Source organism: Nonomuraea sp. NPDC051298 (assembly GCF_055586305.1).
The window spans coordinates 233,273-259,770 of the sequence record NZ_JBVJIM010000003.1 but is presented as its reverse complement, the minus strand read 5'-3'; the positions used below and the strand labels follow the sequence as shown (position 1 = coordinate 259,770).

Here is a 26,498-nt window from a genome sequence, read left to right as displayed (position 1 = left end):
CGTCCTCGTCGTCTCGTCGAACCCACTACCAGCGGTAGTGAGCGAAGGCCTTGTTGGACTCGGCCATCTTGTGGGTGTCCTCGCGCTTCTTCACGCTCGCCCCGAGGCCGTTGCTGGCGTCGAGGAGCTCGTTCATGAGGCGCTCGGTCATGGTCTTCTCGCGGCGGGCGCGGGAGTACTGCACCAGCCAGCGCAGGGCCAGGGTGGTGCTGCGCGCCGCGCGCACCTCGACCGGCACCTGGTAGGTCGCGCCACCGACGCGACGGCTGCGGACCTCGAGGGTCGGCTTGACGTTGTCAAGCGCGCGCTTCAGGGTGACGACCGGGTCGTTGCCGGTCTTCTCCCTGCAGCCCTCGAGGGCGCCGTAGACGATCGACTGCGCGATGGAACGCTTGCCGTCGAGGAGCACCTTGTTGATCAGGGCGGTCACCAGCGGCGAGCTGTAAACCGGGTCAGCCATGAGCTGACGACGGCCAGGAGAACCCTTACGAGGCATGGTTAGCTCTTCTCCCTCTTCGCGCCGTAGCGGCTACGGGCCTGCTTGCGGTTGCGGACACCCTGGGTGTCGAGCGAACCGCGGATGATCTTGTAACGAACACCGGGCAGGTCCTTCACACGACCGCCACGCACGAGCACGATGGAGTGCTCCTGCAGGTTGTGGCCCACACCGGGGATGTAGGCCGTGACCTCGATGCCGTTCGTGAGTCGAACGCGGGCCACCTTGCGCAGTGCCGAGTTGGGCTTCTTCGGGGTCGTGGTGTACACGCGCTGGCAGACGCCGCGGCGCTGCGGACTCCCCTTGAGGGCAGGAGTCTTGGTCTTGGAGACCTTGTCCTGCCGGCCCTTACGGACCAACTGCTGAATAGTGGGCACTGCCACTCCGTTTCGTGCCTTGGCCGGTACTACGTCATGGATCTTGCGTTTTCGCAGGCGCTGCCGGTGTCATGACCTGCTGGTTTTCCTTGTCTCGGTGCCCCCGCGCTCGGGCGTGTCGCGCTACTGCGCAGACACATCCGCGAGGATTACGAGCCAGGAAGCCGTCCTGCGCCCAAAACTGGGCGCACGGCCGAGAGCCCGCTACAAGACGGGCACGATGTCCAAGACTACCCAGGCCCATGCGACACGTCAAAACGGCGCGACAAAGCGGGCAAGCGTTGTCGCTCTGGGTCGCCTGGGACTGTTCAGCCAGCCCATCTGCAGCTCCGAGGTCATGATATAGCCCCTCGGAGTGTTCCGCTCCCCACATCGCAAACCGCCACCCACCCGTAACCCGTCCTTGCCGTGTCGCTCAACCCTCCGTCGCCGGAGGACCGCAGGAGGACGACAGGAGGACCGCCGGAGGACCCGCACTAGACGGCCACGGACACGGCCGCACGCCGCCCCGTCCGTCCTCAGGGCGTTCTGCGGCCCGCGAGGCCGGCGGGCCCATGGGCCGCGAACGCGACGCGCCCGGGACCTCTCGCGACGAGAGACCCGGGCGCGTCGCCTACCAGCGACTAGGACTTCACCGGTTGTACTGGCCGAAGTCGTACTCCTCCAGCGGCACGGCCTCGCCGCTGCCGGTGCCGAAGGTGTAGTCGGCCGCCGAGCCGTCGTAACCGCCGACGGTGTACATGGCGGCCTTGGCCTCCTCGGTCGGCTCCACCCGGATGTTGCGGTACTGCGGCATGCCGGTACCGGCCGGGATGAGCTTGCCGATGATGACGTTCTCCTTCAGGCCGAGGAGCGAGTCGGACTTGGCGTGGATCGCCGCGTCCGTCAGCACCCTGGTCGTCTCCTGGAAGGAGGCCGCCGACAGCCACGACTCGGTGGCCAGCGACGCCTTCGTGATGCCCATGAGCACCGGACGGCCGGCGGCCGGCGAGCCGCCCTCCGCCACCGTCTCGCGGTTCATCAGCTCGAAGCGCGGCCGCTCCACCAGCTCGCCGGGCAGCAGGTCGGTGTCACCGGACTCCAGCACGTTCACGCGCTTGAGCATCTGCCGCACGATGATCTCGATGTGCTTGTCGTGGATCGACACACCCTGCGACCGGTAGACCTGCTGGACCTCCGCCACCAGGTGCAACTGCACGGCCCGAGGGCCGAGGATGCGCAGCACCTCGTTGGGGTTGACCGCACCGGCGACGAGCTGCTGCCCGACCCCGACGCGCTGCCCGTCCTGCACGAGCAGGCGCGAACGCATCGACACCGGGTAGGCGATCTCCTCCGACCCGTCGTCGGGGGTGACGACGATCTTCCTGGTCTTGTCGGTCTCGTCGATCCTGGCCCGGCCCTCGGCCTCGGAGATCGGGGCGACACCCTTGGGGATGCGCGCCTCGAACAGCTCCGTGACACGGGGCAGACCGTGGGTGATGTCGGCGCCGGCCACACCACCGGTGTGGAACGTACGCATCGTGAGCTGCGTACCGGGCTCACCGATCGACTGGGCGGCGATGATGCCGACCGCCTCGCCGACGTCCACGAGCTTGCCGGTGGCCAGCGAGCGGCCGTAGCAGGTCGCGCAGACACCGATCTTGGCCTCGCAGACCAGCGCGCTGCGGGTGCGCACGGTCTCGACCCCGGCCTCGACCAGCTTCGTCACGTGGATGTCGTTGATGTCGACACCCGCCGGGACGACGATCTTGCCGTCGACCTCGACGTCCTCGGCCAGGATGCGGCCGTGCACGTTGGACTCGGCGTTCTCCGCCTTGACCAGGTTGCCCGTCGCGTCGCGGTCGGCCACGTTCAGCGGGACCGCGCGGTCGGTGCCGCAGTCGATCTCGCGGACGATGACGTCCTGCGCCACGTCGACCAGACGACGGGTCAGGTAACCCGAGTCGGCGGTACGCAGCGCGGTGTCGGCCAGACCCTTCCGCTGACCGTGGGTGGAGATGAAGTATTCCAGCACCGACAGGCCCTCGCGGAACGAGGCCTTGATCGGCCGCGGGATCGTCTCACCCTTGGTGTTGGACACCAGGCCGCGGATGCCGGCGATCTGCCGGACCTGCATCTTGTTACCACGGGCGCCGGAGTTGACCATCATCCAGACCGGGTTGGTCGCCGGGAAGGCGTTGACCATGTCGGTCTCGACGTCGGCCGTGGCGTGCGTCCAGATCTCGATGAGCTCCTGGCGGCGCTCCTCGTCGGTGATCAGACCGCGCTCGTACTCGCGCTGGACCTTGTCGGCCCGGCGCTCGTAGTTCTCCATGATGTCGGTCTTGTTCGGCGGCGCGACGACGTCCTCGATCGAGATCGTGACACCGGAGCGGGTCGCCCAGCGGAAGCCGGCGTCCTTGAGCGCGTCGAGCGAGGCGGCCACCTCGATCTTGGGGTAGGTCTCCGCCAGCTCGTTCACGATCGTGGACAGTTGCTTCTTGCCGACCTGGAAGTCGACGAAGGGGTAGCTGTCCGGCAGCGTCTGGTTGAACAGGCACCGCCCGAACGTGGTCTCCAGCCGGATCGAGTCGCCCTGCTCCCAGCCCTCGGGGGCCACCCACTCGCGCGGCGGCAGGACGTCCTTCATCCGGAGCTGGATCTTCGCCTGGATGTCCAGCTCGCGGCGGTCGAAGGCCATCTGCGCCTCGGCGATCGAGCCGAACACGCGGCCCTCGCCCAGCGCGCCCTCCTTCATGGTCGTCAGCCAGTAGAGGCCGATGACCATGTCCTGGGTGGGCATGGTGACGGGCTTGCCGTCGGCCGGCTTGAGGATGTTGTTGGTCGAGAGCATCAGGATGCGTGCCTCGGCCTGGGCCTCAGCCGACAGCGGCAGGTGCACGGCCATCTGGTCGCCGTCGAAGTCCGCGTTGAACGCGGTGCAGACGAGCGGGTGGATCTGGATGGCCTTGCCCTCGACGAGCTGCGGCTCGAACGCCTGGATGCCCAGGCGGTGGAGCGTCGGAGCGCGGTTGAGCAGCACCGGGTGCTCGGTGATGACCTCTTCGAGCACGTCCCACACCACGGGGCGGGCGCGCTCGACCATCCGCTTCGCCGACTTGATGTTCTGGGCGTGGTTGAGATCGACCAGCCTCTTCATCACGAACGGCTTGAACAGCTCCAGCGCCATCTGCTTGGGCAGACCGCACTGGTGCAGCTTGAGCTGCGGGCCGACGACGATGACCGAACGGCCGGAGTAGTCGACTCGCTTGCCCAGCAGGTTCTGGCGGAAGCGGCCCTGCTTGCCCTTCAGCATGTCGCTGAGGGACTTCAGCGGCCGGTTGCCGGGACCGGTGACCGGGCGACCGCGACGGCCGTTGTCGAACAGCGCGTCGACGGCCTCCTGCAGCATCCGCTTCTCGTTGTTCACGATGATCTCGGGCGCGCCGAGGTCGAGCAGACGCTTGAGGCGGTTGTTCCGGTTGATGACCCGGCGGTACAGGTCGTTGAGGTCGGAGGTCGCGAACCGGCCACCGTCGAGCTGCACCATCGGGCGCAGGTCCGGCGGGATGACCGGGATGCAGTCGAGCACCATGCCGCGCGGCGAGTTGGTCGTGTTGAGGAACGCCGACACGACCTTGAGCCGCTTGAGCGCGCGGGCCTTCTTCTGGCCCTTGCCGCTGCGGATGGTCTCGCGCAGGTTTTCGGCCTCGGCGTCGAGGTCGAAGCTGATCAGCCGGTCCTGGATCGCCTGCGCGCCCATGCCGCCCTTGAAGTAGCGGCCGAAGCGGTCGCGCATCTCGCGGTAGAGCAGCTCGTCACCCTCGAGGTCCTGGACCTTGAGGTTCTTGAAGCGGCTCCAGACCTCGTCGAGCCGGTCGAGCTCGCGCTGGGCCCGGTCGCGGAGCTGACGCATCTCGCGCTCGGCGCCCTCGCGAACCTTGCGGCGCTGGTCGCCCTTGGCGCCGGCGGCCTCCAGCTCGGCCAGGTCGGCCTCGAGCTTCTTCTGCCGGGACTCGACGTCGGCGTCACGGCGCTGCTCGATGTGCTGCCGCTCGACGGAGATCTTCGCCTCCAGCGAGGGCAGGTCACGCTCACGCATCTCGGTGTCGACAACCGTGATCATGTACGCCGCGAAGTAGATGACCTTCTCCAGGTCCTTCGGGGCCAGGTCGAGCAGGTAGCCCAGACGCGACGGGACGCCCTTGAAGTACCAGATGTGCGTGACCGGCGCGGCCAGCTCGATGTGGCCCATCCGCTCACGACGCACCTTGGCCCGGGTCACCTCGACGCCGCAGCGCTCACAGATGATGCCCTTGAAGCGGACGCGCTTGTACTTGCCGCAGTAGCACTCCCAGTCGCGGGTGGGGCCGAAGATCTTCTCGCAGAAGAGCCCGTCCTTTTCCGGCTTGAGGGTGCGGTAGTTGATGGTCTCGGGCTTCTTGACCTCGCCGTGCGACCACTGACGGATGTCGTCGGCCGTCGCCAGCCCGATCCGAAGCTCGTCGAAGAAGTTGACGTCCAGCATTTGTGCGATCTCCCCCTCAGACTTCTTCCACGCTGCTCGGCTCACGCCGGGACAGGTCGATCCCGAGCTCTTCCGCGGCGCGGAAGACGTCCTCGTCGGTGTCGCGCATCTCGATGGACATGCCGTCGCTGGAGAGCACCTCGACGTTGAGGCACAGCGACTGCATCTCCTTGATGAGCACCTTGAAGGACTCGGGGATGCCCGGCTCCGGGATGTTCTCGCCCTTGACGATGGCCTCGTAGACCTTGACCCGGCCGAGGACGTCGTCGGACTTGATGGTGAGCAGCTCCTGCAGCGCGTAGGCGGCGCCGTACGCCTCCAGCGCCCACACCTCCATCTCACCGAAGCGCTGGCCACCGAACTGGGCCTTACCGCCGAGCGGCTGCTGGGTGATCATGGAGTAGGGACCGGTCGAACGAGCGTGGATCTTGTCGTCGACCAGGTGCAGCAGCTTGAGAATGTAGATGTAGCCGACCGCGATCGGATACGGGAACGGCTCGCCCGAGCGGCCGTCGAACAGCCGCGCCTTGCCCGTCGACTGGACCATCCGGTCGCCGTCGCGGTTGGGCACGGTGTTGTCGAGCAGCCCGACGATCTCTTCCTCGTGGGCGCCGTCGAAGACCGGGGTGGCCATGTTGGTGCGCGGGGCGACCTTCTCGAAGCCCTTGTCGCGCAGCCGTCCGGCCCAGGCCTCCTCGATGCCGGAGATGTCCCAGCCGCGGGCGGCGATCCACCCCAGATGGGTCTCCAGCACCTGGCCGACGTTCATCCGGCCGGGCACGCCCAGCGGGTTGAGGATGATGTCGACCGGCGTGCCGTCCTCCAGGAACGGCATGTCCTCCACCGGCAGGATCTTGGAGATGACGCCCTTGTTGCCGTGCCGGCCGGCCAGCTTGTCACCGTCGGTGATCTTACGCTTCTGCGCCACGTAGACGCGCACCAGCTCGTTGACGCCCGGCGGCAGCTCGTCGCCCTCCTCGCGGCTGAACACGCGCACCGCGATGACCTTGCCCTGCTCGCCGTGCGGCACCTTCAGCGAGGTGTCACGCACCTCACGGGCCTTCTCCCCGAAGATCGCGCGCAGCAGCCGCTCCTCCGGCGTCAGCTCGGTCTCACCCTTCGGCGTGACCTTGCCGACCAGGATGTCACCCGGCACCACCTCGGCGCCGATGCGGATGATGCCCCGCTCGTCGAGGTCGGCCAGGACCTCCTCCGACACGTTGGGGATGTCGCGGGTGATCTCCTCGGGACCCAGCTTGGTGTCACGGGCGTCGACCTCGTGCTCCTCGATGTGGATCGAGGACAGGACGTCGTCCTGGACCAGGCGCTGGGACAGGATGATCGCGTCTTCGTAGTTGTGGCCCTCCCACGGCATGAACGCCACTAGGAGGTTCTTGCCCAGCGCCATCTCACCCTTGTCGGTGCACGGCCCGTCGGCGATCACCTGGTTGACCTCGACCCGGTCGCCCTCGGCGACGATGGGCTTCTGGTTGAACGAGGTGCCCTGGTTGGAGCGCTTGAACTTGGCCACGCGGTAGGTGGTGCGCGTGCCGTCGTCGTTCATGACCGTGATGTAGTCGGCGGAGACCTCCTCCACCACACCGGCCTTCTCGGCGCTGATGACGTCGCCGGCGTCGGTCGCGGCACGGTATTCCATGCCGGTGCCGACCAGCGGCGCCTCGCTCTTGAGCAGCGGCACCGACTGGCGCTGCATGTTGGAGCCCATGAGCGCGCGGTTGGCGTCGTCGTGCTCGAGGAACGGGATCATCGCGGTGGCCACCGACACCATCTGGCGCGGCGACACGTCGATGTAGTCGACCTCCTCGGCACGGGCCAGCTCGGTCTCGCCGCCCTTGGTGCGCACCAGCACGCGCGGCTCGGCGAACGACCCGTCGGAGTTGAGCGTCGTGTTGGCCTGCGCCTTGACGTACCGGTCCTCCTCGTCGGCGGTCAGGTAGTCGATCTGGTCGGTGACCTTGCCGTCGACCACCTTGCGATAGGGGGTCTCGACGAACCCGAACGCGTTGATCCGGCCGTAGGAGGCCAGCGAGCCGATCAGGCCGATGTTGGGGCCTTCAGGGGTCTCGATCGGGCACATCCGCCCGTAGTGGGACGGGTGCACGTCACGGACCTCGAAGCCCGCCCGCTCACGCGACAGACCACCGGGACCCAGCGCGGACAGCCGTCGCTTGTGGGTCAGACCGGCCAGCGGGTTGGTCTGGTCCATGAACTGCGACAACTGCGAGGTGCCGAAGAACTCCTTGATCGAGGCCACCACCGGGCGGATGTTGATCAAGGTCTGCGGCGTGATCGCCTCGACGTCCTGCGTGGTCATCCGCTCGCGCACGACCCGCTCCATGCGGGCCAGACCCAGGCGGACCTGGTTCTGGATCAGCTCGCCGACGCTGCGCAGGCGGCGGTTGCCGAAGTGGTCGATGTCGTCGACCTCGACGATGGCCTCGCCCTTGGCGCCCGGCATCGACTCCTCGCCCGCGTGCAGGCGCACGATGTACTCGATCGTGGCGACGACGTCGTCCTCGGTCAGCGTGCCGTGAGTGATCTCCGCGTCAACGCCCAGCTTCTTGTTGATCTTGTAACGACCCACCTTGGCGAGGTCGTAACGCTTGGGGTTGAAGTAGAGGTTCTCCAGCAGGGTCTGCGCCGACTCCTTGGTCGGCGGCTCACCGGGCCGCAGCTTGCGGTAGATGTCGAGCAGGGCGTCGTCCTGGCCGGCCGTGTGGTCCTTCTCCAGGGTCGCCCGCATCGACTCGTACTGGCCGAAGCGCTCGATGATCTGCTCGCTGGTCCAGCCCAGCGCCTTGAGCAGCACCGTGACGGCCTGCTTGCGCTTGCGGTCGATGCGCACGCCGACGCTGTCGCGCTTGTCGATCTCGAACTCGAGCCAGGCACCCCGCGACGGGATGACCTTGCAGCCGTAGAGGTCCTTGTCGGACGTCTTGTCGACACTGCGGTCGAAATAGACACCGGGCGAGCGGACCAACTGCGAGACCACGACCCGCTCGGTGCCGTTGATGATGAAGGTGCCCTTCGGCGTCATGAGCGGGAAGTCGCCCATGAACACCGTCTGGCTCTTGATCTCACCGGTGGTGTTATTGATGAACTCCGCCGTCACGAACATCGGGGCGGAGAAGGTCATGTCCTTCTCTTTGCACTCGTCTACGGAGTACTTCGGCGGCTCGAACCGGTGATCACGGAACGACAAGGACATGGTCCCCGAGAAGTCCTCGATGGGACTGATCTCTTCGAAGATCTCTTCGAGGCCCGACTGGGTCGGGACGTCCTTGCGCCCGGCCTGGCGAGCCGCCTCTACCCGGGCCTTCCACTTCTCGTTTCCGAGCAGCCAGTCGAACGACTCGGTCTGCAGGGCGAGAAGGTCAGGAACTTCGAGAGGCTCCTGGATGCGCGAAAAAGAGACGCGACGGGGACCAGCGGGTACGGCGGAGGCGTTGCGCGAGGCTGCCAACAGATGTCCTTCCGAGGGCTCGCGGCGGACTGACTACACGCACGCCAGACAACCTCGCAACGTGAGCAAGCATCGCGGGTCGTCAAAGGGCAGCGCAAAGGGGCAGTGTAGCCGAACGGCACACGCCTGTCCACTTCACCCTCGCTGCATGCTCCACGTTGGTCGCAGCATCGCCCGTTCAGGCGGAAACGTCAAGCCCGCAAGCCCGACTTTTAGCCGACTCAGGGCCCGGACGCTGGGTTTTCTCCCCTGTGTGACTGATCGCCTACCGCCAGGCCCAAGACGATACCCGCGAACGGGGGCGGTTAACGCTCCGTCACACCGAGGGGCGAACCCATGCCGACAACCGGTGTAGCTGTGACTGAAGTACCCCGATCAAGGGCCGTGCTAAACCCGATTTTTGGTAACAATTGAAGGAAGCGGCACGCCCGCGATCATTCGGGGCCTCACGCGCTCCCCAGCAGCGTGGACAGGGCCGACACCAGCCAGCGAGATCCTTGCCGCACCATGACGAACCTGGCTCGGTTCTGGGCGAACTCTTGCTGAAGCCCTACTTTGCCGGGGATCTCCATGACCGTACCAGTGTTCACGAACAGCAGAACCTCTACCCGGTCCGGCTCGGCCCGCTCGACCCCCGCGCCCGCCACTGCCACGGTCCGCACGATCTTCTGCGCCTTGGCCTTGGTCACCAGGGTCTTGGTCAGCTCCTTGTAGTGCCGGGTCAGCTCGCCGGTGGTGAACGTCCCCGCCCTGGTCAGGTCCTGCTCCACCGTCCGGTAGTCGTACGACAGCAGGTCGGGCGCCGCCTTCCTGGCCGCGGCCACCGCCTCGGCCCGAGCCGCGTCCGCGCCGCGCAGCTCCTGCAGGTTGAACCACATGGTCGGCACCAGTACGCCCCCCGCCACGACCAGCACGCCCAGCAGCGCGATCGTGAAGATCCTCACGTCACCTGCACCACCTTCGACACCAGCCACAGGCGGCCGGCCTTGCCCAGGTCCATCTGCCAGCGGTAGTAGCGGTCCTGGGGCGCGCTCTTGGAGCCGTCCCAGCGGATCTCCACGTCGGCCACGACGAGCACCCTGGCCGTGGTGGCGGTCATCGATACCATGCCGGTCGCGCGCAGCACGCCCTGTTGGACGACCTTGTTCTCCAGGGTGGTCGACTTGAGCTTGGCGGCGTTGGCCTCGTACTCGGCCCTGGCGGAGCCGGTGGAGGACTCGAGGATGCGCCGCATGTCGGCGTCGACGGTCTTGTAGTCGAGCGAGATCAGGTTCTTGGCGTGCAGGCCCGCGGCCAGCAGCACGGCCTGCCCCTCGCCCGCCCTGCCCTGCTCGTCGCGTGCCAGGGCGGCGATCCACACGCCCGCGCCGACGAGCACCGCCAGCAGCCCGCTGAGCGCCGCGATCAGGATGCGGGCGGGCCGTACGGCAAGTCCTGCCACGTCTGCTCACCCCTCTTCCGGCTGGTCGCTGCCGGATCATAACGCGACACCGAGCCCCGAAGTCCGCGAATCGACGGAGCCGGTTGGGCAGCGGCCCCCTCGCCTCCCGCCGTCCGCCGCGATCGGGCCGGGGTCCCCAAGGCCGTCCCCGCCCTGACGCCTGCGCGGCCACGACCACCAGCAGGCCGATCGGGACATTCCCCACAAATGCCTTCAGGCGGCCCTCAGCGGCTCGCTGAGCGCCCGGCACGCGTTTTGGGCCCTTCGGGGTCCTCCGGGGGCTCGGGACGCGTTCCGGGCCTCGGGCCCGATTCCGCGGCCCACCCGGAATCGGCGGCTCAGGACACGGTTCCAGGGCCGCCGTCCGGGACTCGGAGCGCGGTCCCCGACCCACCGCCGGGACCCAGCCCGCCGTCGGGCCGGTCCGCCGTCAGACCCAGCCCACCGTAGGGGCCCGACGCACCGTAGGGGCCCAACGCACCGTAGGGGCCCAACGCACCGTAGGGGCCGGTCCGCCGTCGAGACCCGGCCCGCAGTAGGGGCTCAGCCCGCCGTAGGGGCCTGGGAGGCGGTTGCCCGGCCGGAGGTCGGCGCTCTCCGGCCCGAGGGCCGCGACCCTGCGGCTACGCGATGCCGTGCGGGTGGGCGTTGATCAGGCGGGAATACTCCTCGAGCCAGTTGCGGCCCCGTTCGTCCACGAACGACCCCTGCGGCGGGATCACCCCGTTGGCCGCCAGCCAGGCGCCGGGCGGCCGCTGGGTGCCGCGGATCCGGCCGGAGGTCGGCATGAGCTGGGGCGGGATCGGCGGCAGCGGGCCGGGGTCGTGCCCCATCCGCGCCTCGGCCGCCAACTCGGAGACGTCCTTCTCCTCGGACATGCCGATGGGGCCGTGCCTGCGGGCGTTCAGGAACTGCCGCACCACCGGCTCGTCGCTCGACAGCAGCATCTCGCGCGAGCCGAACATCACCAGCTCGCGCCGGAACAGCAGCCCGATGTTGTCGGGGACCGTCCTGGCGGTGTTGATGTCGTGGGTCACGATCAGGAACGTCGCCTCGATCTCGGCGTTGATGTCGACGATGAGCTGGTTGAGCAGCGCGGTGCGCACCGGGTCGAGGCCGGAGTCTGGCTCGTCGAACAGGATGATCTCCGGGTCCAGCACGAGCGCCCTGGCCAGGCCCGCGCGCTTGCGCATGCCGCCGGAGATCTCGCCAGGCAGCTTGGCCTCGTCGCCCTGCAGGCCGACCAGGTCGATCTTCTCCATCACGATCCGGCGGATCTGGGCCTCGGACTTCTTGGTGTGCTCGCGCAGGGGGAAGGCGATGTTGTCGTAGAGGTTGAGTGAGCCGAACAGGGCGCCGTCCTGGAACAGGACGCCGAAGAGGCGGCGCAGCTCGTACAGCTTGCTCTCGGGGCAGTCGGCCAGGTCGTGGCCGTCGATCCAGATGTGCCCGCGGTCGGGGCGCAGCAGGCCGACCAGGGTCTTGAGGAACACCGACTTGCCGGTGCCCGAGGGGCCGAGCAGCACCGAGATCTCGCCCGCGGGCAGCGTGAGCGAGACGTCCTCCCAGATGACCTGCCGGCCGAACGACTTCGTCAGCCCGTCGACCACGACCTCGACGCCCACTGTCACCTTCCCGATCGCAGGGAGTACTCAGGGGTTCACGTGCCGCACACCATACTTCGGCCGCGCCCTCACCGTAAGGGCGTTCCGAGGAACGGGAACGGGATCCAGCGGCTTGTTACCGGGCGGTTATGAGACGTCCTGTCCAGTAAGTGCGCGCAGGCTGGGACGCAGCAGGCGGGCGATCTCCTCCTGGGGCACCCCGCGCAGCTCGTCCAGCTCCAGGAGCTGGTGGCCCACGGCCACACCCAGCATGACCAGCGTCATCAGCGCCGCGCGCAGGCGGGCGTCGTCGCCGGGCAGAGCCTCGGCGAGCCGGTCGATCTGCCGGCCGAGCACCTGCCGCGCCGAGGCGGCGGCCTCGGGGTGGGTCAGCATGGAACGCATCATGGCCAGGGAGCCCTGCGGCAGCTCGCCCATCTTCACGGTGAGGCTGCCGAGCAGGTGCTCGACCACCTCTTCCGCTCCCAACTCATCGCCGGGGGCCGGCATCACCCGCACGGCGTGCCGGAACAGCTCCTCCTTGCTGCCGAAGTACTGCATCACCAGGGCCGGATCGACCCCGGCCGCCCTGGCGACGCCCCGGATGGTGGCGCGCTCGTAGCCCACGTCGGCGAAGAGCGATCTGGCGGCGTCGAGGATCTTCGCCTCGGTCCTGCGCCGCCTCTCGGCCCGCGGCAGCACTCTCTCACCCACGCGACCGACTCTACATGCGTTGACCGAGCGCGTACTTTCGCTCTACGCTCGTTGAGTCAACGTGTGTTGAGTGAAGTAGAGGGATCGGACATGACCATCGAAGAGATCGTCACGGCGTACCACGCGGCCATGCTCCACAAGTCGGCCGACGAGCTGGCCGACCTGTACGCGGAGGACGGGTTGCACGAGTTCCCGTTCGGCGGCCTGCCGCCCTTCGCGGGGAGGGAGGCGATCCGTACGGGCTATCACGGGATGTGGGGGGCCAGTGCGTTCGAGGCCCGGGAGGTACGCCGGGACGCGCTGCACCGCACGGAGGACCCGGAGGTCGTGGTGGTGGAGCAGACCGTGTTCGTGGTGGCGGGAGCCCGGCCGATCACCGTGCCCGGACTGTTGGTGCTGCGCGTCAGGGACGGCCGGATCGTCCACGCCAGGGACTACATGGACACCAGCGCCATCGCCCAGGTCCGCGCGGCCGCCACCTGACAGGCCCGATTCCGTGAACCTGGGTGCCCAGCGCCCCCGACCCCGCGCAACCACTCACCCACCGGCCCGATTCCGTGGACCTGGGTGCCCAGCGCCCCCGGCCCCGCGCAACCACTGACCCACCGGCCCGATTCCGTGGACCTGGGTGCCCAGCGCCCCCGACCCCGCGCAACCACTGTCCGACCGGCCCGATCCCGTGGACCTGGGTGCCCAGCGTCCCCGGCCCCGCGCGACCACTGACCCACCGGCACGACCTCGGTCCCAACGCCCCCGACCCGCGCAACCACTGACCGACCGGCCCGACTCCATACGGCCTCGGCCCCGTGCGACCGCTGACCCACCGGCCCGACCTCGGACGGCGGCCCCGGATGCCGGGGGCTCAGGAGGCAGTCGGTTGCGCGGGGTCAGCCCGCCCGGGTGAGGTCGAAGACCGTGGTGCCGCCGACCGTGGAGGGTGTGAAGGTCTCCTGGACCCAGGCCGCGATCTGGGCCGCGTCGTCGCTGCCTCCCGTGCTCCGGCCCGACCGACCGCCCATGCCGGTGCCGAGGAAGTAGTGGATCTTCTGCTCGGCGACGTACTGCTGGAACTGCTCCAGCGTCGGCGCGGGATCGGTGCCGTTGAAGCCGCCCACCGCCATCACCGGCTCTCCGGTGGCGAGCTGGTATCCGGCCGCGTTGTTGGAGCCGACCGTCGCCGCCGCCCACGTGTAGGCCGAGGCGTCGGACTTCAGCAACGCTGTCAGCTCGGCGGACGGAGCGGCCGCGTTGAGCAGCCCGCCCATGCCGCCCCCGCCCATGCCGCCGCCCATGCCCCCGCCTCCCCTGCTGCCGCGACCCGCCCCGCCGCCGCCCTGCGCGCTCCCGTCGGCGCCGGGACCCTGCGGCTGGCCACCGGGCTGCCACTGGCGCGGCGGTTGCCCGCCACCCCCCGGACGCTGGAACCCGCCGCCGGACGCCCTCCCGAATCCCCCACCGGTGGCCGGCCCTGCGGTCGGAATGGCACCCGTGTGCGGTGACGCGGCCGTGTCCACCGCGTACGCCGCCGGCCCCGCCAGACACGCGACCACGGCGACGGCGAGCACGGCCAGTGCGCGCCGGGTGAACAGCAGGGCCAGCGCCGCTCCCAGCCCCGCCACCAGCACGGCCGTACCCAGCCAGGCGTTCCAGTCGGCGCTGCGCGACAACAGCACGTACGCCCACACCGCCGTCACCGCCGTCACCAGGGCCAGGCCCCTGCGCGCCCCGCGTTCCCAGAGCACGGCCACCCCCATGCCCACCAGCGCCGCGATGGCCGGAGCCAGCGCCACGGTGTAGTAGGCGTGGAAGATGCCCTGCATCAGGCTGAACACCACCCCGGTCACGACCAGCCAGCTCCCCCACACCCAGAACGCGGCGCGTACGGGATCGGCCCGCGGCGCCCTCCGGGTCAGCCACGTGACCGCGACCAGCAGCGCGAGCGCGGCCGGCAGCAGCCAGGAGATCTGCCCGCCCGCCTCGGTGTCGAACATCCGCAGCCACCCGGCCTCCTGGTTGAGGTTGCCCAGGCCGCCGTAGTCGTCGCCGTTGAGCCGTCCGAGGCCGTTGTAGCCGAGCGCCAACTCCAGGACGCTGTTGGTCTGGGAGCCGCCGATGTAGGGCCGGTCGGCCGCGGGCACCAGCGCCACGGCCAGCAGCCACCACCCGGCCGAGACGAGCATGGCCGCGCCGGCCAGCGACAGTTGGCCGACGCGCCGCCAGAAGGCCACCGGCGCCGTCACGAGATAGACCAGCGCGAACCCCGGCAGCACCAGGAACGCCTGCAACATCTTCGCCAGGAACGCGAACCCGATCGCGCTCCCCGCCAGCACCAGCCACCGCGTGGAGCCGCGCTCCTGCGCCCGGACCACGCAGTACGCCGCCACGCTCAGCAGCAGGACGAGCAGCGCGTCGGGGTTGTTGAACCGGAACATCAGCACGGCCACGGGCGTGACCGCCATCGCGGCACCCGCCAGCAGCGCCGCCCAGGGGGAGAACAGCCGCCGCACGGAGGCGTACACCATCGCCACCGCGCCGACGCCCATGAGCGCCTGCGGCACGAGGATCGCCCAGGAGTTGAGCCCGAACAGCCGCACGCTGAGCACCATCGGCCACAGCGAGGCGGGCGTCTTGTCGACGGTGATCGCGTTGGCGGCGTCGGAGGCCCCGAAGAAGAAGGCCTTCCAGCTCTGACTGCCGGCCTGCACCGCCGCCGAGTAGAAGGAATTGGCCCACCCCGAGGCGTCCAGACCCCAGATGTAGAGCACGCCGGTGCCGACGAGCAGCGCGGCCGGCGCCCAACGAGACTTCGCTTCGGTAACCACACTCGCACGCTAGGCAAGCCGCTTGGCCCGGCGATGAGACGAACATGAGAATCTTCTGAGCCGCCCGCCACCGCCCACCCCGCCGCGCACGCCGCCGCCCACCCCGCCGCGCACGCCGCCCCGCCGCCCAGCACCCCCGCACCCCCGCACCCCCGCACCCCCGCACCCCCGCACCCCCGCACCCCCGCACCCCCGCGACGAAACCGACCCCCAGGAACGCGAAAAGAGGCGGCACACCCGGCACCAGGGTGTGTCCGCCTCTTTCCGAAGAGCTCTTGCGTGAAGTGAAGAGGGAAGTTACTTCACGGTCACGGTGGCGCCGGCGCCCTCGAGGGCAGCCTTGGCCTTCTCCGCCTGCTCCTTGTTGACCTTGCCGTCGAAGACCGCCTTCGGAGCACCGTCGACCAGGTCCTTGGCCTCCTTGAGGCCCAGGGACGTGAGGGCGCGGATCTCCTTGATGACCTGGATCTTCTTGTCGCCGGCGGCCTCGAGGACGACGTCGAACTCGTCCTGCTCCTCAGCCTCGGGGGCGGCGGCCGCGCCGGCGGTGGGAGCGGCGGCGACCGCGACCGGGGCGGCGGCCTTGACGTCGAAGGTCTCCTCGAAGACCTTCACGAAGTCGGACAGCTCGAGCAGCGTCATCTCCTTGAACGCGTCGAGCAGCTCGTCGGTGCTGAGCTTCGCCATGATCGTTTCCTTACGTTTAGGGCTTACTGAAAACTAGGAACGGGACCGCGGTGTGTGCGGCAACCCCCGTGCTACTCGCCGCCAGCCTCTTGGCGCTTGGCGCGCAGAGCCTCGGCCAACTGAGCCATCTGCGTGGGCAGAGCGGCGAACATCGCGGCAGCGGCGCTCTGCTTCGCCTTCATGGCACCGGCGAGCTTCGCGAGGAGGACCTCGCGGGACTCGAGGTCGGCGAGCTTGGTGATCTCGGCGGCGTCGAGGGCCTTGCCCTCCAGCACGCCGCCCTTGATCACCAGAAGGGGATTGGCCTTGGCGAAGTCACGCAGACCCTTGGCCGCCTCGACAACGTCTCCGCTGACGAAGGCGATCGCGGTCGGACCCTTGAGCAGGCTGTCGAGGCCCGACACGCCGGCCTGGTTGGCCGCGATCTTGGTCAGGGTGTTCTTCGCCACGGCGAACTTCGCATTCCCACCGAGAGAGACGCGCAGCTCCTTGAGCTGGGCAACGGTGAGACCGCGGTACTCGGTCAGAACGGCGGCGGCGCTGCCCTCGAACTCGCGCTTGAGCTCGGCAACCGCTGTCGCCTTATCCGCCTTCGCCATGGGCCTCCTTCCAGATGTGCCACCGGCGAAGGGCCCTGACATGAGAACAGCCCCGGCGCAGGGCGCACGGGGCTCACGCACACGGATCAACCATGTGGGAAACTCGCATCACACCTGCGCAGGCCATCCACTTGACGTGGATCCTTCGGTCGCCGGGTTTAGAGCACCCGACGACGACCGGCGGTCTTCGGCAACGACCAGACTACGTGCTGGCCGCCGAGTTTCCAAATCGTTCTCAGTTGGTCGTGCCCTTGGGCAGCTCTCCGACCTGGTCGGCGGGCGGGGCCTGGATGTTGACGGCCTCGTTGTAGCCCTTGAAGAACAGGGTGGCGTCGAGCGTGGCGCCCTCCTTGGAGCCGTTCAGCGCGAGCTTGCGCGGCAGCCCGTCGGCGGCCACCCAGATGTCGAACTTGACGTCCTTCAGCTCGGCGAGACCCTGGCGGGCCCGCTCCTGCTTGTCGGCGGGCAGTTGCTGCACGGCGGCCTCCACGGGGAAGGTGCCGCTGTAGTGGGTCGTGTCCTCGCCGTTGACGCTCTCGTTCCCGACCGACTGGACGTCCTGCGAGGCCGTGACCAGCTTGGTCACGCTCCCGAGGTCGAACTGCTGGATCTGGCCGAGGTACTGGTCCACCTGACCGGAGTCGCCGGCCTCGCTCAACGGGACCTTGATCCACGGCTTCGTGGCCCCGAGGACCTGGTTGAGCGCCTCGACCTTGACGTAGACGGTGTCGCCCTGCAGCACGGCGCGCGCGCCGCCCGGCAGGTTGCGACCGGCCATGCCGACCGTGTCCAGGGTGAGGTCGGCGGCGAGTTCGGGCTTGCTCTGGTAGAGCATGCGGCCCTGCACCTTGCCGTTGCCCTCCTGGGGCTGCGTCACGTTCACCACGGCGTCCACCGTGTAGCTGGTGACCTCGGCGGTCTTCTGCGCGGCCTGGGTGAGCACCTCGGAGGCGGCCAGGTTGATCTGGATGGGCTGGGCGTTCGATCCACAACCGGCTACCGCGGCCACCACGAGTGCGGCTCCGGCCGCGGTCATACTTATCGTGCGCTTCAGCATGCTTTGACCCTACGTTTAAGTTCTCCTCTGTGGCGCCTTCCCCATACAAATCGGGGAAAACCCAGGGTTGTCCCGCACATCCCGTGCACATTTCCCACACAGACCGGCTCAGCGGACCGCGTGCGGCCGGCCGGACAGGGCGGGGAAAGGCGAACGCCCCCGCCCGGCGGACCGGACAGGGGCGTAGAAATCCGACGCCGAAGACGGCACGGAGATCGGCGCGGAGGGCTCAGACCTCCAGCTCGGCCGTGAGGCCGCGGGTGACGTTGGGGTCGACCGGGACGCCGGGGCCCATCGTCGTGGAGAAGGTGACCTTCTTCAGGTAGCGGCCCTTGGCGGCCGACGGCTTGAGACGCAGCACCTCGTCGAGGGCGGCGGCGTAGTTCTCGATGAGCTGGCGCTCGTCGAACGACGTCTTGCCGATGATGAAGTGCAGGTTGGCCTGACGGTCCGTACGGAACTCGATCTTGCCGCCCTTGATCTCCGTCACGGCCTTGGCGACGTCGGGCGTCACGGTGCCGGTCTTCGGGTTGGGCATGAGGCCGCGCGGGCCGAGCACCCGGCCGAGGCGGCCGACCTTGCCCATCAGGTCGGGCGTGGCCACCACGGCGTCGAACTCGCCGAGCCGGTTGCCCTTGGCGATGTCGTCGATCAGCTCGTCGGCGCCGACGATGTCGGCACCCGCCTCGCGGGCCGCCTCGGCACGGTCGCCGGTCGCGAAGACCAGGACCCGGGCGGTCTTACCGGTGCCGTGCGGAAGGTTGACCGTGCCGCGCACGATCTGGTCGGCCTTGCGAGGGTCGACGCCGAGCCGGAGGGCGACCTCCACGGTGGAGTCGAACTTGGTGGTCGACGTCTCCTTGGCCAGCTTGGCCGCCTCGACGGGCGTGTAGAGCTTGTCGCGGTCGACCTTGGCGGTCGCGTCTTTGTGCGCCTTGCTGCGCTGCATGTGTCACTCCTTGTGGTGTCCGGACCGGTGATGACGGCCCTCCCACGATGTCGGGAAAGGTGTTACTCGACCGTGATGCCCATCGACCGGGCGGTGCCGGCGATGATCTTCTCGGCCGCCTCGATGTCGTTGGCGTTGAGGTCGGGCATCTTGGTCTCGGCGATGCTGCGAAGCTGCTCGCGGCTGAGCTTGCCCACCTTGTCGCGGTGCGGGACCGCGCTGCCCTTGTCGAGCCCCAGAGCCTTCTTGATCAGCTCGGGCGCCGGAGGCGTCTTCGTGACGAAGACGAAGCTACGGTCTTCGAAAATGGTGATCTCAACGGGGATGATGTTGCCCCGCTGGGCCTCCGTCGCAGCGTTGTACTGCTTGACGAAGTCCATGATGTTGACGCCGTGGGGACCGAGGGCGGTACCCACCGGCGGCGCCGGAGTGGCCTGGCCAGCGGGAAGCTGGACCTTCACCAGTGCGGCGATCTTCTTCTTCGGAGGCATTAGTCCTTCTCCGGGTCCTGATTGCGATGCCTGTCAGAGCCGCGGGACGCGCCCCTGACACGTCGGAGGCCGCCCTTCGCGAGGGGCGGCCCGCCGAACGTCTAAGTGTATGTGATCGTCTTAGATCTTCGAGACCTGGTTGAACGAGAGCTCCACCGGAGTCTCCCGGCCGAAGATCGAGACGAGCACCTTGAGCTTCTGCGACTCGGGGCTGATCTCACTCACCGAGGCGGGCAGCGTGGCGAACGGGCCGTCCATGACCGTGACGGACTCGCCGATCTCGAACTCGACCGTCGGACCCGCGGACGCCTTGCTGGCGGCCTTCTTGGTCTCCTCGGTCGGCTCGGGCGCCAGCAGCTTGGCGACCTCGTCGAGGCTGAGCGGGCTCGGCTTGTTGGACAGGCCCACGAAGCCGGTCACCCCGGGCGTGTTGCGCACGGCGGCCCAGGACTCGTCGGTCAGCTCCATGCGCACCAGCACGTAGCCGGGCAGCACCCGCTCCTTGACCGGCACCTTCTTGCCGCTCTTGAACTCCTGGACGGTGTGCGTGGGCACCTCGACCTGGTAGATGTAGTCCTCCATGTTGAGCGAGACGTTGCGGCTCTCGATGTTGGACTTCACCCGGTTCTCGTAACCGGCGTAGGAGTGGATGACGTACCACTCGCCGGGGAGGCCGCGCAGCGAGCTCTTGAACTCCTCGACGGGGTCGACGTCGGGAAGAACCGAACCGTCCTCGACGGCGGCACCCTCGACTTCGGGGGCCTCGTCGCTCTCCTCGACCTCGGCCTCCTCCAGAGCCGCCTCGACGGACTCCTCGGTGGCTTCTTCCAGCTCGTCGCCCCACTTGTCGCGGGACTCGTCCGCCGGAACTGAAGACTCGGACACGGTGACTCTTCCTCTTTCGTGATATCGAACGGCGACTCCGTCAGGCGTCCACCGATGGCGTCTCGGTCAGGATCCGCCGAAGACGCGCAGGACCACCCATCCCAGGGCGCTGTCGAGCCCGTACACGATCGCAACCATGATCAGAACGAATATCAGAACGACCGTGGTATAGGTGACGAGGTCTTTGCGTGTCGGCCAGATGACCTTACGCAGCTCGTTGACGACCTGCCGATAGAAGAGGGCAGGAGAAGTACGTGTCTTCTTCTCGCCACTAGGCTTGTCTGCGGTCTCGCCGCGCGTGTCGATCGCCACAGTCCTCACCTGATCCGTCGTATCCAACGCAGTTTTGCGGCGCGCTTACACGCCCAGTATTGCGCGGACCGCACTCGCAGGGCACGAGGGACTCGAACCCCCAACCGCCGGTTTTGGAGACCGGTGCGCTACCAATTGCGCCAGTGCCCTATGTCGTAGACCAGACTACCCTGATCGTCTCACTGCCTGGGACCGAACCGCGCGTAGACATGCGGAAGGACCACGCGAAAGCATACGGGTCATCGCCCGGTACGTCGAACCAATACCCGATCACCCAGGTCACGAGCACATGGGAGCATGGACCCATGTCCACCCGACCGCGCATCTCCGCGAGAATCTCCGCGATTTCCGAGTCCGCCACCCTCGCCGTCGACGCCAAGGCGAAGGCGATGAAGGCGGCAGGACGCCCCGTCATCGGCTTCGGCGCGGGCGAGCCCGACTTCCCGACGCCCGGCTACATCGTCGAGGCGGCGATCGAGGCGGCCCGCGACCCGCGCTTCCACAAGTACACGCCCGCCGGCGGGCTGCCCGAGCTGAGGAAGGCCGTCGCCGACAAGACGCGGCGCGACTCCGGCTACGCGGCCGAGGCGTCGCAGGTGCTGATCACCAACGGCGGCAAGCAGGCCGTCTACGAGGCGTTCGCGACGCTGCTCGACCCGGGCGACGAGGTGCTGGTCGTCGCGCCCTACTGGACGACCTACCCCGAGGCGATCAAGCTGGCGGGCGGCGTGCAGGTCGACGTCGTCACCGACGAGTCCACCGGCTACCTGGCGAGCGTCGAGCAGCTCGAGGCCGCGCGCACCGAGCGGACGAAGGTGCTGCTGTTCGTCTCGCCGTCCAACCCGACGGGCGCCGTCTACTCGCGCGAGGAGACGATCGCGCTCGGCCGCTGGGCGGCCGAGCACGGGCTGTGGGTGGTCACCGACGAGATCTACGAGCACCTCGTGTACGGCGGCGCCGAGTTCACCGCCATCGGCACGGCCGTCCCCGAGCTGGGCGACCGGGTCGTGATCGTCAACGGCGTGGCCAAGACCTACGCGATGACCGGTTGGCGGGTGGGCTGGCTGATCGGGCCGCCCGACGTGGTCAAGGCCGCGACCAACCTCCAGTCGCACGCCACCTCCAACGTCTCCAACGTGGCCCAGATCGCGGCGCTGGCGGCGGTGTCCGCCGACCTTTCGGCGGTGGAGGAGATGCGTACGGCCTTCGACCGGCGCAGGCAGACGATGGTCCGGATGCTCAACGAGATCCCGGGCGTGTTCTGCCCCGAGCCGAAGGGGGCGTTCTACGCGTACCCATCGGTCAAGGAGCTGATCGGCAAGGAGCTGCGGGGCAGGCGTCCTCAGTCGTCCGCCGAGCTGGCGGAGCTGATCCTGGAGGAGGCCGAGGTGGCCGTGGTGCCCGGCGAGGCTTTCGGCACGCCGGGCTACTTCCGGCTGTCGTACGCGCTGGGCGACGACGACCTGGCCGAGGGCGTCAGCCGGCTGGGCAAGCTGCTCTCCGAGGCCCGCTGACCGATCGCCTCTCGCATCGCGGTCAGCGCCCGGTGACGTCGGCCGAGGCGTCGGCCGTGATGTCGGTGGCGATCGGCCTGATCTCGCTGGTGAGGCCGGGTGTCGCGCCGATGTACACGGCGGTGCCCGGCCGCTCCAGCCACATGAAGCTGCGCACCCCCGTACGCGTGGTCCAGTGCAGCGCCGGTTTGCCCCGGTAGGCCGCCAGCGACGACCTGGCCACCAGCGTGGCGAACTGTTCGGCCGTCCTGACCCCGCACACCACCCCGACGTACATCCGTTCGTCCTGGTCGCTCCAGATCCGGCCGCTGACCTCCAGCGGGCTGCTGAGCGAGTCGAGGCGGGCGAACGTGCCCGCCGGGGCGAGCCCAGAGGGCGAGCCGGGAATGCGCACCTCGGTCTCGTCGCACGCCAGCGAGATCGTGTCCTCGCTGGTGACGGCGGGTCTGGGCGGGGGCAGGGTGGGCCGCGGCTCCGGCCCTTCGTCGGCGACGGCGCCGCACCCCGTGAGCGCGGGCATCGTGAGCGCGGACACGAGGAGCACCGCCGCCAGCCACCGCACAACGACCCTCCATGACTCGTGGTAAACCAGCGAAAAGGCTCCTAGTCTCCTACAGGAGCCCTGACGGAGGCGGCAATAGCGACGAGTTCGCGGCGGAGCGAGTCGCTGACCCTGATCCAGGCGCCGACCCCGGGGCGTTCGAGCCAGGCGATCACCCTGCCGCCGTCCGGGTGCCTGCCGACCACGGCGGGCCTGCCGCGCACGGTGGTGGCGCGGGCGTCCAGGGCCGCGATCCGCCTGCGGTAGCCGTCCCAGTCGGCGGCCACCGCGCCGTGCTCGACCTGGGCCTCGACGAACCTGCCCGCCGAGCCGAACCGGGCCGGGCCCGCGCCGCCCGCGCGGCGGGCCAGTCGTTCGGGCAGATAGGTGAGCCAGAAGTCGCCGGAGACGACCCCGAGCGTCGCTGCCCTGCCCGGCCTGCCGTCGGCGGGGTTCGCCGGACGGGCGGGCACCGGCGCGGCTTGCACCGGTGCGGTTCGAGGTGGTGCGGTTCGGACCGGTACGGGTTCGGGCGTCGGCGCGGCGGCGCGTTGCGGGCGTCCGAAACCCGAGGAGAAGAGCGCGTAGATGATCAGGGACGTGGCGGTGAGCGCCAGTGCCGCGAGCGTCGCCCGCCGACCCTCTCCCATGTCATGCCCTTCTGGGACCATGCGTCGTCGTTCCCGTACGCGCCCCCGTTGACCTGCGCGCGAACCGCACCGGGGGTTGAGTGGCAAGATATGCGAATGCCACGGCCCCTGCACGCGCTTCCCAAGGCCCATCTTCACCTGCACTTCACCGGCTCGATGCGGCACGCCACACTGATCGAGCTGGCCAGGGAGCAGGGGCTGCACCTGCCCGACGCGCTGGAGCAGGACTGGCCGCCCAAGCTGCGGGCCACCGACGAGCGCGGCTGGTTCAGGTTCCAGCGCCTGTACGACATCGCGAGGTCCGTCCTGACCCGGCCCGAGTACGTCTACCGGCTGATGCGCGAGACCGCCGAGGACGAGGTGGCCGCCGGGTCGCGGTGGCTGGAGATCCAGGTCGACCCGTCGGGCTACGCGCAGCGCTTCGGCGGCCTGACGGCCACGCTGGAGCTGGTGCTGGACGCGGTCGAGCAGGCGGCGGCGCACGCGGGCATCGGGATGGCGGTGATCGTGGCGGCCAACAGGACCCGCCATCCGCTCGACGCGAACACGCTGGCCCGCCTGGCCACCCAGTACGCCGACAGGGGCGTGGTCGGCTTCGGCCTGTCCAACGACGAGCGGCGCGGCGCGGCCAGGGACTTCGAGCGGGCGTTCAGGATCGCCAAGCGCGGCGGGCTGCTGTCCGTGCCGCACGGGGGCGAGCTGATGGGCCCGCGCAGCATCGCGCAGTGCGTGGACGACCTCGGAGCCGACCGGGTCGGGCACGGGGTGCGCGCGGCCGAGGACGAGTGGCTGATGCGGCGGCTGGCCGACCGGCAGATCTGCTGTGAGGTCTGCCCCACCTCGAACGTGGGCCTCGGGGTGGCGGAGCGGGCCGCCGACGTGCCGCTGCGCAGGTTGTTCGACGCGGGGGTGCCGATCGCGCTGGGCTCCGACGACCCGCTGTTGTTCGGCACCCGATTGCTGCGCCAGTACGAGCTGGCCAGAGACGTCTACGGGTTCGACGACGCGGAGGTGGCGGAGCTGGCCCGCCAGTCCGTACGGTCGTCCGCGGCCCCGGAGTCGGTGCGCAAGGACCTGCTCAAGGGCGTGGACGACTGGCTGGTGAAGTCACTGTCCGCGGGCCCGTCCCACGGGGCGTCAGCGGAGTGACGTGGCGATGCGGACCGCCTCGTCCTTGTCGCGCGCGCCTTCGAGGCGGTGGTTGAGCGCGCCCTGCTGCCAGATGAGCGTGGGGCCCGCCTGGCGCAGCGGCACGTCGGTGCCGTCCTCGCGCTCGATGTAGCCGAACGGGTGCGCGCCGGGGATCCACCAGGCGTCGCGGCCGTTCACCACGGCGTGGTCGGGGAAGGGCGGGCCGAGATTCTTGAAGAAGTATCCGGCGAGGGCGCCGTCGAACTGGTCGAGCCTGGTGCCGTCCGGCCAGAACATCGACACCACCCTGCCGTGGTCGGCGACCGTGATCCGCTGCGGGGGGCCGAGCGCGGCCGGCGTCCTGACCTGGAACCGCACCTGGCCAGGGAGGTCGGCCGGGGACACGGTGCGTTCGCCCGGCAGGGGGGCGGTGGTGGCGACGGGAGGGGGCGGGGTGTCGCCGATCCGCAGCTCGATCCCGGCGAGACGGAGGATCTGCGCCACGGCGGCGCGGCCTTGGGGGGTGGCGGCGGTGAGGGTGACCACGACGACGACCACGGCCGCCACGATCGCCCATCTCGTCCGCCGACCGGCCCGCCCTGCCAATCGACCTGCCCGCCGACCTGCCGGCCGACCGTGCGGCGCGGGCGTGTGCGGCCGTGCGGGGACGGCGGTCGGCCCGTGCGCCGGATCCGGCTGTTCGAGGCGGGCACGGACGGCGGCGGCCACGTCGGCGGGAGGCGGGCCGGGGACGTCGAGCAGGTCTCCGAGCGCCGCGAGTTCCGCTTCGAGGGCGTCGTGGGGCTCCGGGACGCCCGGCTCGGGGTCACGCGAGTTCATTGCCCACCTCCTCCCTCAGCCGGGCCAGCCCTCTGTGGGTGCTGGACTTGACGGTGCCGACGGGCCAGTCGAGCACCTGGGCGGTCTCCGCCTCGCTCAGTTGTAAGAAGTACCGGCACACGACGGCCTGACGTTCCCGTTCCGGCAGCCCGCGTACCGCCGCCAGCAGTCGCGAGCGCCGGTCGGTGGCAAGGGCCGCGCTCTCGGGGTCGTCGGGCGCCCGCGGGTCGGCGACGGCGCCGAGCCGCAGCGTCAGCTCCGACCTGCGCCCGCGCGACCTGGTCAGGTTGTGGGTCTCGTTGGCCACGATACGCAGCAGCCACGGGCGGAACGGCGACTCCCTGCGGAAGCTCGCCAGGTGCCGGAACGCCTTGACGAACGCCTCCTGCACCACGTCCTCGACCTCGTCACCGGCGCCCAGCAGGGCGGCGGTGCGATGGGCGAGCGCGCTGTAGCGGGCGACCAGCGCCTCGTAGGCCACCAGGTCGCCCCGCAGCGCGCGGGCGATCGCCTCGTCGTCGTCCATGACGAGTCAGATTTCACCGCACCGCAGGCGATGCGGGGAAGGGTGTTTCGCTGATCGTGTCATCCTGGTGACTGGCCCGGGCACTAGACTCGGGCAATCCATGTGCCCCTCGAAGGAACGGGATTATGTCTTCTGGGTATGACCGTGTGGTCCAACCGGCGGCCGGTGACGAGGCCCTGGAGAACCACCTCGGTGGTGACGAGGCCAAGAACTACCGGCAGTACGAGTTCGACATGGTCGCCCCGCATGTCGGCCGCTCGATGCTCGAGATCGGCTCGGGGCTGGGCCACTTCGCCGAGCAGTTCCTGCCGCGCCTCGACCGCCTCGTGGTCAGCGACTTCGACCCCTACTGCGTCGAGCAACTGGACAAGCGCTTCGCCGACCGCGACGACATCAGCGTGCTGCAGTTCGGGCTGCCGACGGACATCCCGCTCGAGGACAAGGTCGACACCGTCGTCATGATGAACGTCCTGGAGCACATCGAGGAGGACGCCGAGGCCCTGCGCTCGCTGGCGCGGGTGACCCAGCCCGGCGGGCGGATCATCATCTGGGTGCCCGGCTACCCGCAGCTCTACGGAGACTTCGACCGCAAGGTCGGCCACGTCCAGCGCTACACGCCCAAGACGCTGGGCGCCACGGTCGCCAAGGCCGGGCTCGACGCCGAGGTGCTCAAGCCGATCAACTTCCTGGGCGGCATCGCGTGGTGGGCGGCCGTGCGCAGGGGCGGCGTCGGATACCCCGACCCGCGGCTGGTCAAGATCTACGACCGCACCGTGGTGCCGCTGACCCGCTTCATCGAGCGGTTCGTCCGGCCGCCGTTCGGCCAGACCGTCTTCTGCGTGGCCCGGGTGCCGAAGCAGCGGTGACCCGC

24 protein-coding genes and 1 tRNA gene are annotated in these 26,498 nt (G+C 69.2%); 4 read left to right on the top strand and 21 right to left on the bottom strand.

Translation table 11 applies throughout. The features are described 5' to 3' along the window. Positions 1 to 25: 25 nt before the first annotated feature. The 8 genes from rpsG to ACZ6S0_RS11235 all read right to left on the bottom strand — a co-directional run bounded on the left by rpsG (position 26) and on the right by ACZ6S0_RS11235 (position 12,623). Positions 26 to 496: a 30S ribosomal protein S7 gene (gene rpsG / locus ACZ6S0_RS11270; RefSeq protein ID WP_020542314.1), complete on the bottom strand. Its 471-nt coding sequence runs from the start codon at positions 494 to 496 to the stop codon at positions 26 to 28. Positions 497 to 498: 2 nt separating this feature from the next. Then, positions 499 to 873, bottom strand: coding sequence for a 30S ribosomal protein S12 (gene rpsL, locus ACZ6S0_RS11265; protein WP_049572713.1), 375 nt, complete (start codon positions 871 to 873; stop codon positions 499 to 501). A gap of 631 nt (positions 874 to 1,504) precedes the next feature. Next, positions 1,505 to 5,380 (bottom strand): DNA-directed RNA polymerase subunit beta', encoded by a 3,876-nt coding sequence (locus ACZ6S0_RS11260; RefSeq protein WP_465915598.1) that lies wholly within the window; start codon positions 5,378 to 5,380, stop codon positions 1,505 to 1,507. 16 nt (positions 5,381 to 5,396) lie between these two features. Next, positions 5,397 to 8,864 (bottom strand): DNA-directed RNA polymerase subunit beta, encoded by a 3,468-nt coding sequence (gene rpoB / locus ACZ6S0_RS11255; protein WP_465915597.1) that lies wholly within the window; start codon positions 8,862 to 8,864, stop codon positions 5,397 to 5,399. Positions 8,865 to 9,310: 446 nt separating this feature from the next. Continuing rightward, positions 9,311 to 9,808, bottom strand: a complete 498-nt coding sequence (locus ACZ6S0_RS11250; RefSeq protein ID WP_465915596.1) for a hypothetical protein — start codon at positions 9,806 to 9,808, stop codon at positions 9,311 to 9,313. Further along, positions 9,805 to 10,305 (bottom strand): hypothetical protein, encoded by a 501-nt coding sequence (locus ACZ6S0_RS11245; RefSeq protein ID WP_465915595.1) that lies wholly within the window; start codon positions 10,303 to 10,305, stop codon positions 9,805 to 9,807. The genes ACZ6S0_RS11250 and ACZ6S0_RS11245 overlap by 4 nt, the downstream gene beginning before the upstream one ends. A 623-nt stretch (positions 10,306 to 10,928) precedes the next feature. Beyond that, positions 10,929 to 11,930 carry an ABC transporter ATP-binding protein gene (locus ACZ6S0_RS11240; protein WP_465916125.1) on the bottom strand — a complete coding sequence of 334 codons (1,002 nt, stop codon included), beginning with the start codon at positions 11,928 to 11,930 and terminating at the stop codon, positions 10,929 to 10,931. A 126-nt stretch (positions 11,931 to 12,056) separates the two neighbouring features. After that, positions 12,057 to 12,623: a TetR/AcrR family transcriptional regulator gene (locus ACZ6S0_RS11235; RefSeq protein WP_465915594.1), complete on the bottom strand. Its 567-nt coding sequence runs from the start codon at positions 12,621 to 12,623 to the stop codon at positions 12,057 to 12,059. Between the two features lie 90 nt (positions 12,624 to 12,713). On the opposite strand from ACZ6S0_RS11235, the gene ACZ6S0_RS11230 reads away from it, so the two are divergent. Then, positions 12,714 to 13,106 carry a nuclear transport factor 2 family protein gene (locus ACZ6S0_RS11230; protein ID WP_465915593.1) on the top strand — a complete coding sequence of 131 codons (393 nt, stop codon included), beginning with the start codon at positions 12,714 to 12,716 and terminating at the stop codon, positions 13,104 to 13,106. A 404-nt stretch (positions 13,107 to 13,510) separates the two neighbouring features. Here the strand turns inward: ACZ6S0_RS11230 and ACZ6S0_RS11225 are convergent, their stop codons facing one another. From ACZ6S0_RS11225 to ACZ6S0_RS11185, 9 genes are all read right to left on the bottom strand, one after another. Beyond that, positions 13,511 to 15,445 (bottom strand): mannosyltransferase YkcB-related protein, encoded by a 1,935-nt coding sequence (locus ACZ6S0_RS11225; protein WP_465915592.1) that lies wholly within the window; start codon positions 15,443 to 15,445, stop codon positions 13,511 to 13,513. A 297-nt stretch (positions 15,446 to 15,742) separates the two neighbouring features. Further along, positions 15,743 to 16,132: a 50S ribosomal protein L7/L12 gene (rplL, locus tag ACZ6S0_RS11220; RefSeq protein WP_465915591.1), complete on the bottom strand. Its 390-nt coding sequence runs from the start codon at positions 16,130 to 16,132 to the stop codon at positions 15,743 to 15,745. 71 nt (positions 16,133 to 16,203) lie between these two features. Then, complete coding sequence (gene rplJ, locus ACZ6S0_RS11215; RefSeq protein ID WP_465915590.1) at positions 16,204 to 16,731, bottom strand: 50S ribosomal protein L10; 528 nt, start codon at positions 16,729 to 16,731, stop codon at positions 16,204 to 16,206. A gap of 235 nt (positions 16,732 to 16,966) precedes the next feature. Next, a complete protein-coding gene (locus ACZ6S0_RS11210; protein WP_465915589.1) occupies positions 16,967 to 17,788 on the bottom strand; it encodes an SCO4651 family lipoprotein in 822 nt (273 codons plus the stop codon). 229 nt (positions 17,789 to 18,017) lie between these two features. Further along, positions 18,018 to 18,737 carry a 50S ribosomal protein L1 gene (gene rplA, locus ACZ6S0_RS11205; protein ID WP_465915588.1) on the bottom strand — a complete coding sequence of 240 codons (720 nt, stop codon included), beginning with the start codon at positions 18,735 to 18,737 and terminating at the stop codon, positions 18,018 to 18,020. A gap of 62 nt (positions 18,738 to 18,799) precedes the next feature. Further along, a complete protein-coding gene (gene rplK / locus ACZ6S0_RS11200) occupies positions 18,800 to 19,228 on the bottom strand; it encodes a 50S ribosomal protein L11 (RefSeq protein ID WP_344872555.1) in 429 nt (142 codons plus the stop codon). Between the two features lie 120 nt (positions 19,229 to 19,348). Then, positions 19,349 to 20,113: a transcription termination/antitermination protein NusG gene (gene nusG / locus ACZ6S0_RS11195; protein ID WP_344872554.1), complete on the bottom strand. Its 765-nt coding sequence runs from the start codon at positions 20,111 to 20,113 to the stop codon at positions 19,349 to 19,351. A 66-nt stretch (positions 20,114 to 20,179) separates the two neighbouring features. Next, complete coding sequence (gene secE / locus ACZ6S0_RS11190; RefSeq protein WP_344872553.1) at positions 20,180 to 20,425, bottom strand: preprotein translocase subunit SecE; 246 nt, start codon at positions 20,423 to 20,425, stop codon at positions 20,180 to 20,182. A gap of 77 nt (positions 20,426 to 20,502) precedes the next feature. Continuing rightward, positions 20,503 to 20,575 (bottom strand) — tRNA-Trp (locus ACZ6S0_RS11185). A 155-nt stretch (positions 20,576 to 20,730) separates the two neighbouring features. On the opposite strand from ACZ6S0_RS11185, the gene ACZ6S0_RS11180 reads away from it, so the two are divergent. Continuing rightward, positions 20,731 to 21,939: a pyridoxal phosphate-dependent aminotransferase gene (locus ACZ6S0_RS11180; protein ID WP_465915587.1), complete on the top strand. Its 1,209-nt coding sequence runs from the start codon at positions 20,731 to 20,733 to the stop codon at positions 21,937 to 21,939. Positions 21,940 to 21,961: 22 nt separating this feature from the next. Here ACZ6S0_RS11180 and ACZ6S0_RS11175 read toward each other — a convergent pair whose 3' ends face one another. Both ACZ6S0_RS11175 and ACZ6S0_RS11170 read right to left on the bottom strand, forming a co-directional pair. Next, entirely contained in the window at positions 21,962 to 22,501 is a 540-nt protein-coding gene (locus tag ACZ6S0_RS11175; RefSeq protein ID WP_465915586.1) for a hypothetical protein, read from the bottom strand. A gap of 41 nt (positions 22,502 to 22,542) precedes the next feature. After that, complete coding sequence (locus ACZ6S0_RS11170) at positions 22,543 to 23,130, bottom strand: hypothetical protein (RefSeq protein WP_465915585.1); 588 nt, start codon at positions 23,128 to 23,130, stop codon at positions 22,543 to 22,545. Between the two features lie 96 nt (positions 23,131 to 23,226). Between ACZ6S0_RS11170 and ACZ6S0_RS11165 the strand changes: the two genes are divergently transcribed. Continuing rightward, positions 23,227 to 24,279, top strand: a complete 1,053-nt coding sequence (locus ACZ6S0_RS11165; protein WP_465915584.1) for an adenosine deaminase — start codon at positions 23,227 to 23,229, stop codon at positions 24,277 to 24,279. On the opposite strand, the gene ACZ6S0_RS11160 is transcribed toward ACZ6S0_RS11165, so the two are convergent. Then, entirely contained in the window at positions 24,268 to 25,101 is an 834-nt protein-coding gene (locus ACZ6S0_RS11160; protein WP_465915583.1) for a hypothetical protein, read from the bottom strand. The genes ACZ6S0_RS11165 and ACZ6S0_RS11160 overlap by 12 nt on opposite strands. After that, positions 25,088 to 25,627, bottom strand: a complete 540-nt coding sequence (locus ACZ6S0_RS11155; RefSeq protein ID WP_465915582.1) for an RNA polymerase sigma factor — start codon at positions 25,625 to 25,627, stop codon at positions 25,088 to 25,090. Before ACZ6S0_RS11155 ends, ACZ6S0_RS11160 begins: the two co-directional genes overlap by 14 nt. A gap of 125 nt (positions 25,628 to 25,752) precedes the next feature. Here ACZ6S0_RS11155 and ACZ6S0_RS11150 point away from each other — a divergent pair, with 125 nt between their 5' ends. Further along, on the top strand, positions 25,753 to 26,493 hold the full coding sequence (locus ACZ6S0_RS11150; RefSeq protein WP_465915581.1) for a class I SAM-dependent methyltransferase: 741 nt from the start codon (positions 25,753 to 25,755) through the stop codon (positions 26,491 to 26,493). The last annotated feature ends 5 nt before the right edge of the window (positions 26,494 to 26,498 follow it).

Coding starts and splice junctions, on each gene's coding strand:
- rpsG (WP_020542314.1), bottom strand. CDS start 496: ATGCCTCGTAAGGGTTCTCCTGGCCGTCGTCAGCTCATGGCTGACCCG.
- ACZ6S0_RS11260 (WP_465915598.1), bottom strand. CDS start 5,380: ATGCTGGACGTCAACTTCTTCGACGAGCTTCGGATCGGGCTGGCGACG.
- ACZ6S0_RS11230 (WP_465915593.1), top strand. CDS start 12,714: ATGACCATCGAAGAGATCGTCACGGCGTACCACGCGGCCATGCTCCAC.
- rplL (WP_465915591.1), bottom strand. CDS start 16,132: ATGGCGAAGCTCAGCACCGACGAGCTGCTCGACGCGTTCAAGGAGATG.
- rplJ (WP_465915590.1), bottom strand. CDS start 16,731: ATGGCGAAGGCGGATAAGGCGACAGCGGTTGCCGAGCTCAAGCGCGAG.
- ACZ6S0_RS11210 (WP_465915589.1), bottom strand. CDS start 17,788: ATGCTGAAGCGCACGATAAGTATGACCGCGGCCGGAGCCGCACTCGTG.
- rplA (WP_465915588.1), bottom strand. CDS start 18,737: ATGCAGCGCAGCAAGGCGCACAAAGACGCGACCGCCAAGGTCGACCGC.
- rplK (WP_344872555.1), bottom strand. CDS start 19,228: ATGCCTCCGAAGAAGAAGATCGCCGCACTGGTGAAGGTCCAGCTTCCC.
- ACZ6S0_RS11180 (WP_465915587.1), top strand. CDS start 20,731: ATGTCCACCCGACCGCGCATCTCCGCGAGAATCTCCGCGATTTCCGAG.
- ACZ6S0_RS11170 (WP_465915585.1), bottom strand. CDS start 23,130: ATGGGAGAGGGTCGGCGGGCGACGCTCGCGGCACTGGCGCTCACCGCC.
- ACZ6S0_RS11165 (WP_465915584.1), top strand. CDS start 23,227: ATGCCACGGCCCCTGCACGCGCTTCCCAAGGCCCATCTTCACCTGCAC.
- ACZ6S0_RS11160 (WP_465915583.1), bottom strand. CDS start 25,101: ATGAACTCGCGTGACCCCGAGCCGGGCGTCCCGGAGCCCCACGACGCC.
- ACZ6S0_RS11155 (WP_465915582.1), bottom strand. CDS start 25,627: ATGGACGACGACGAGGCGATCGCCCGCGCGCTGCGGGGCGACCTGGTG.
- ACZ6S0_RS11150 (WP_465915581.1), top strand. CDS start 25,753: ATGTCTTCTGGGTATGACCGTGTGGTCCAACCGGCGGCCGGTGACGAG.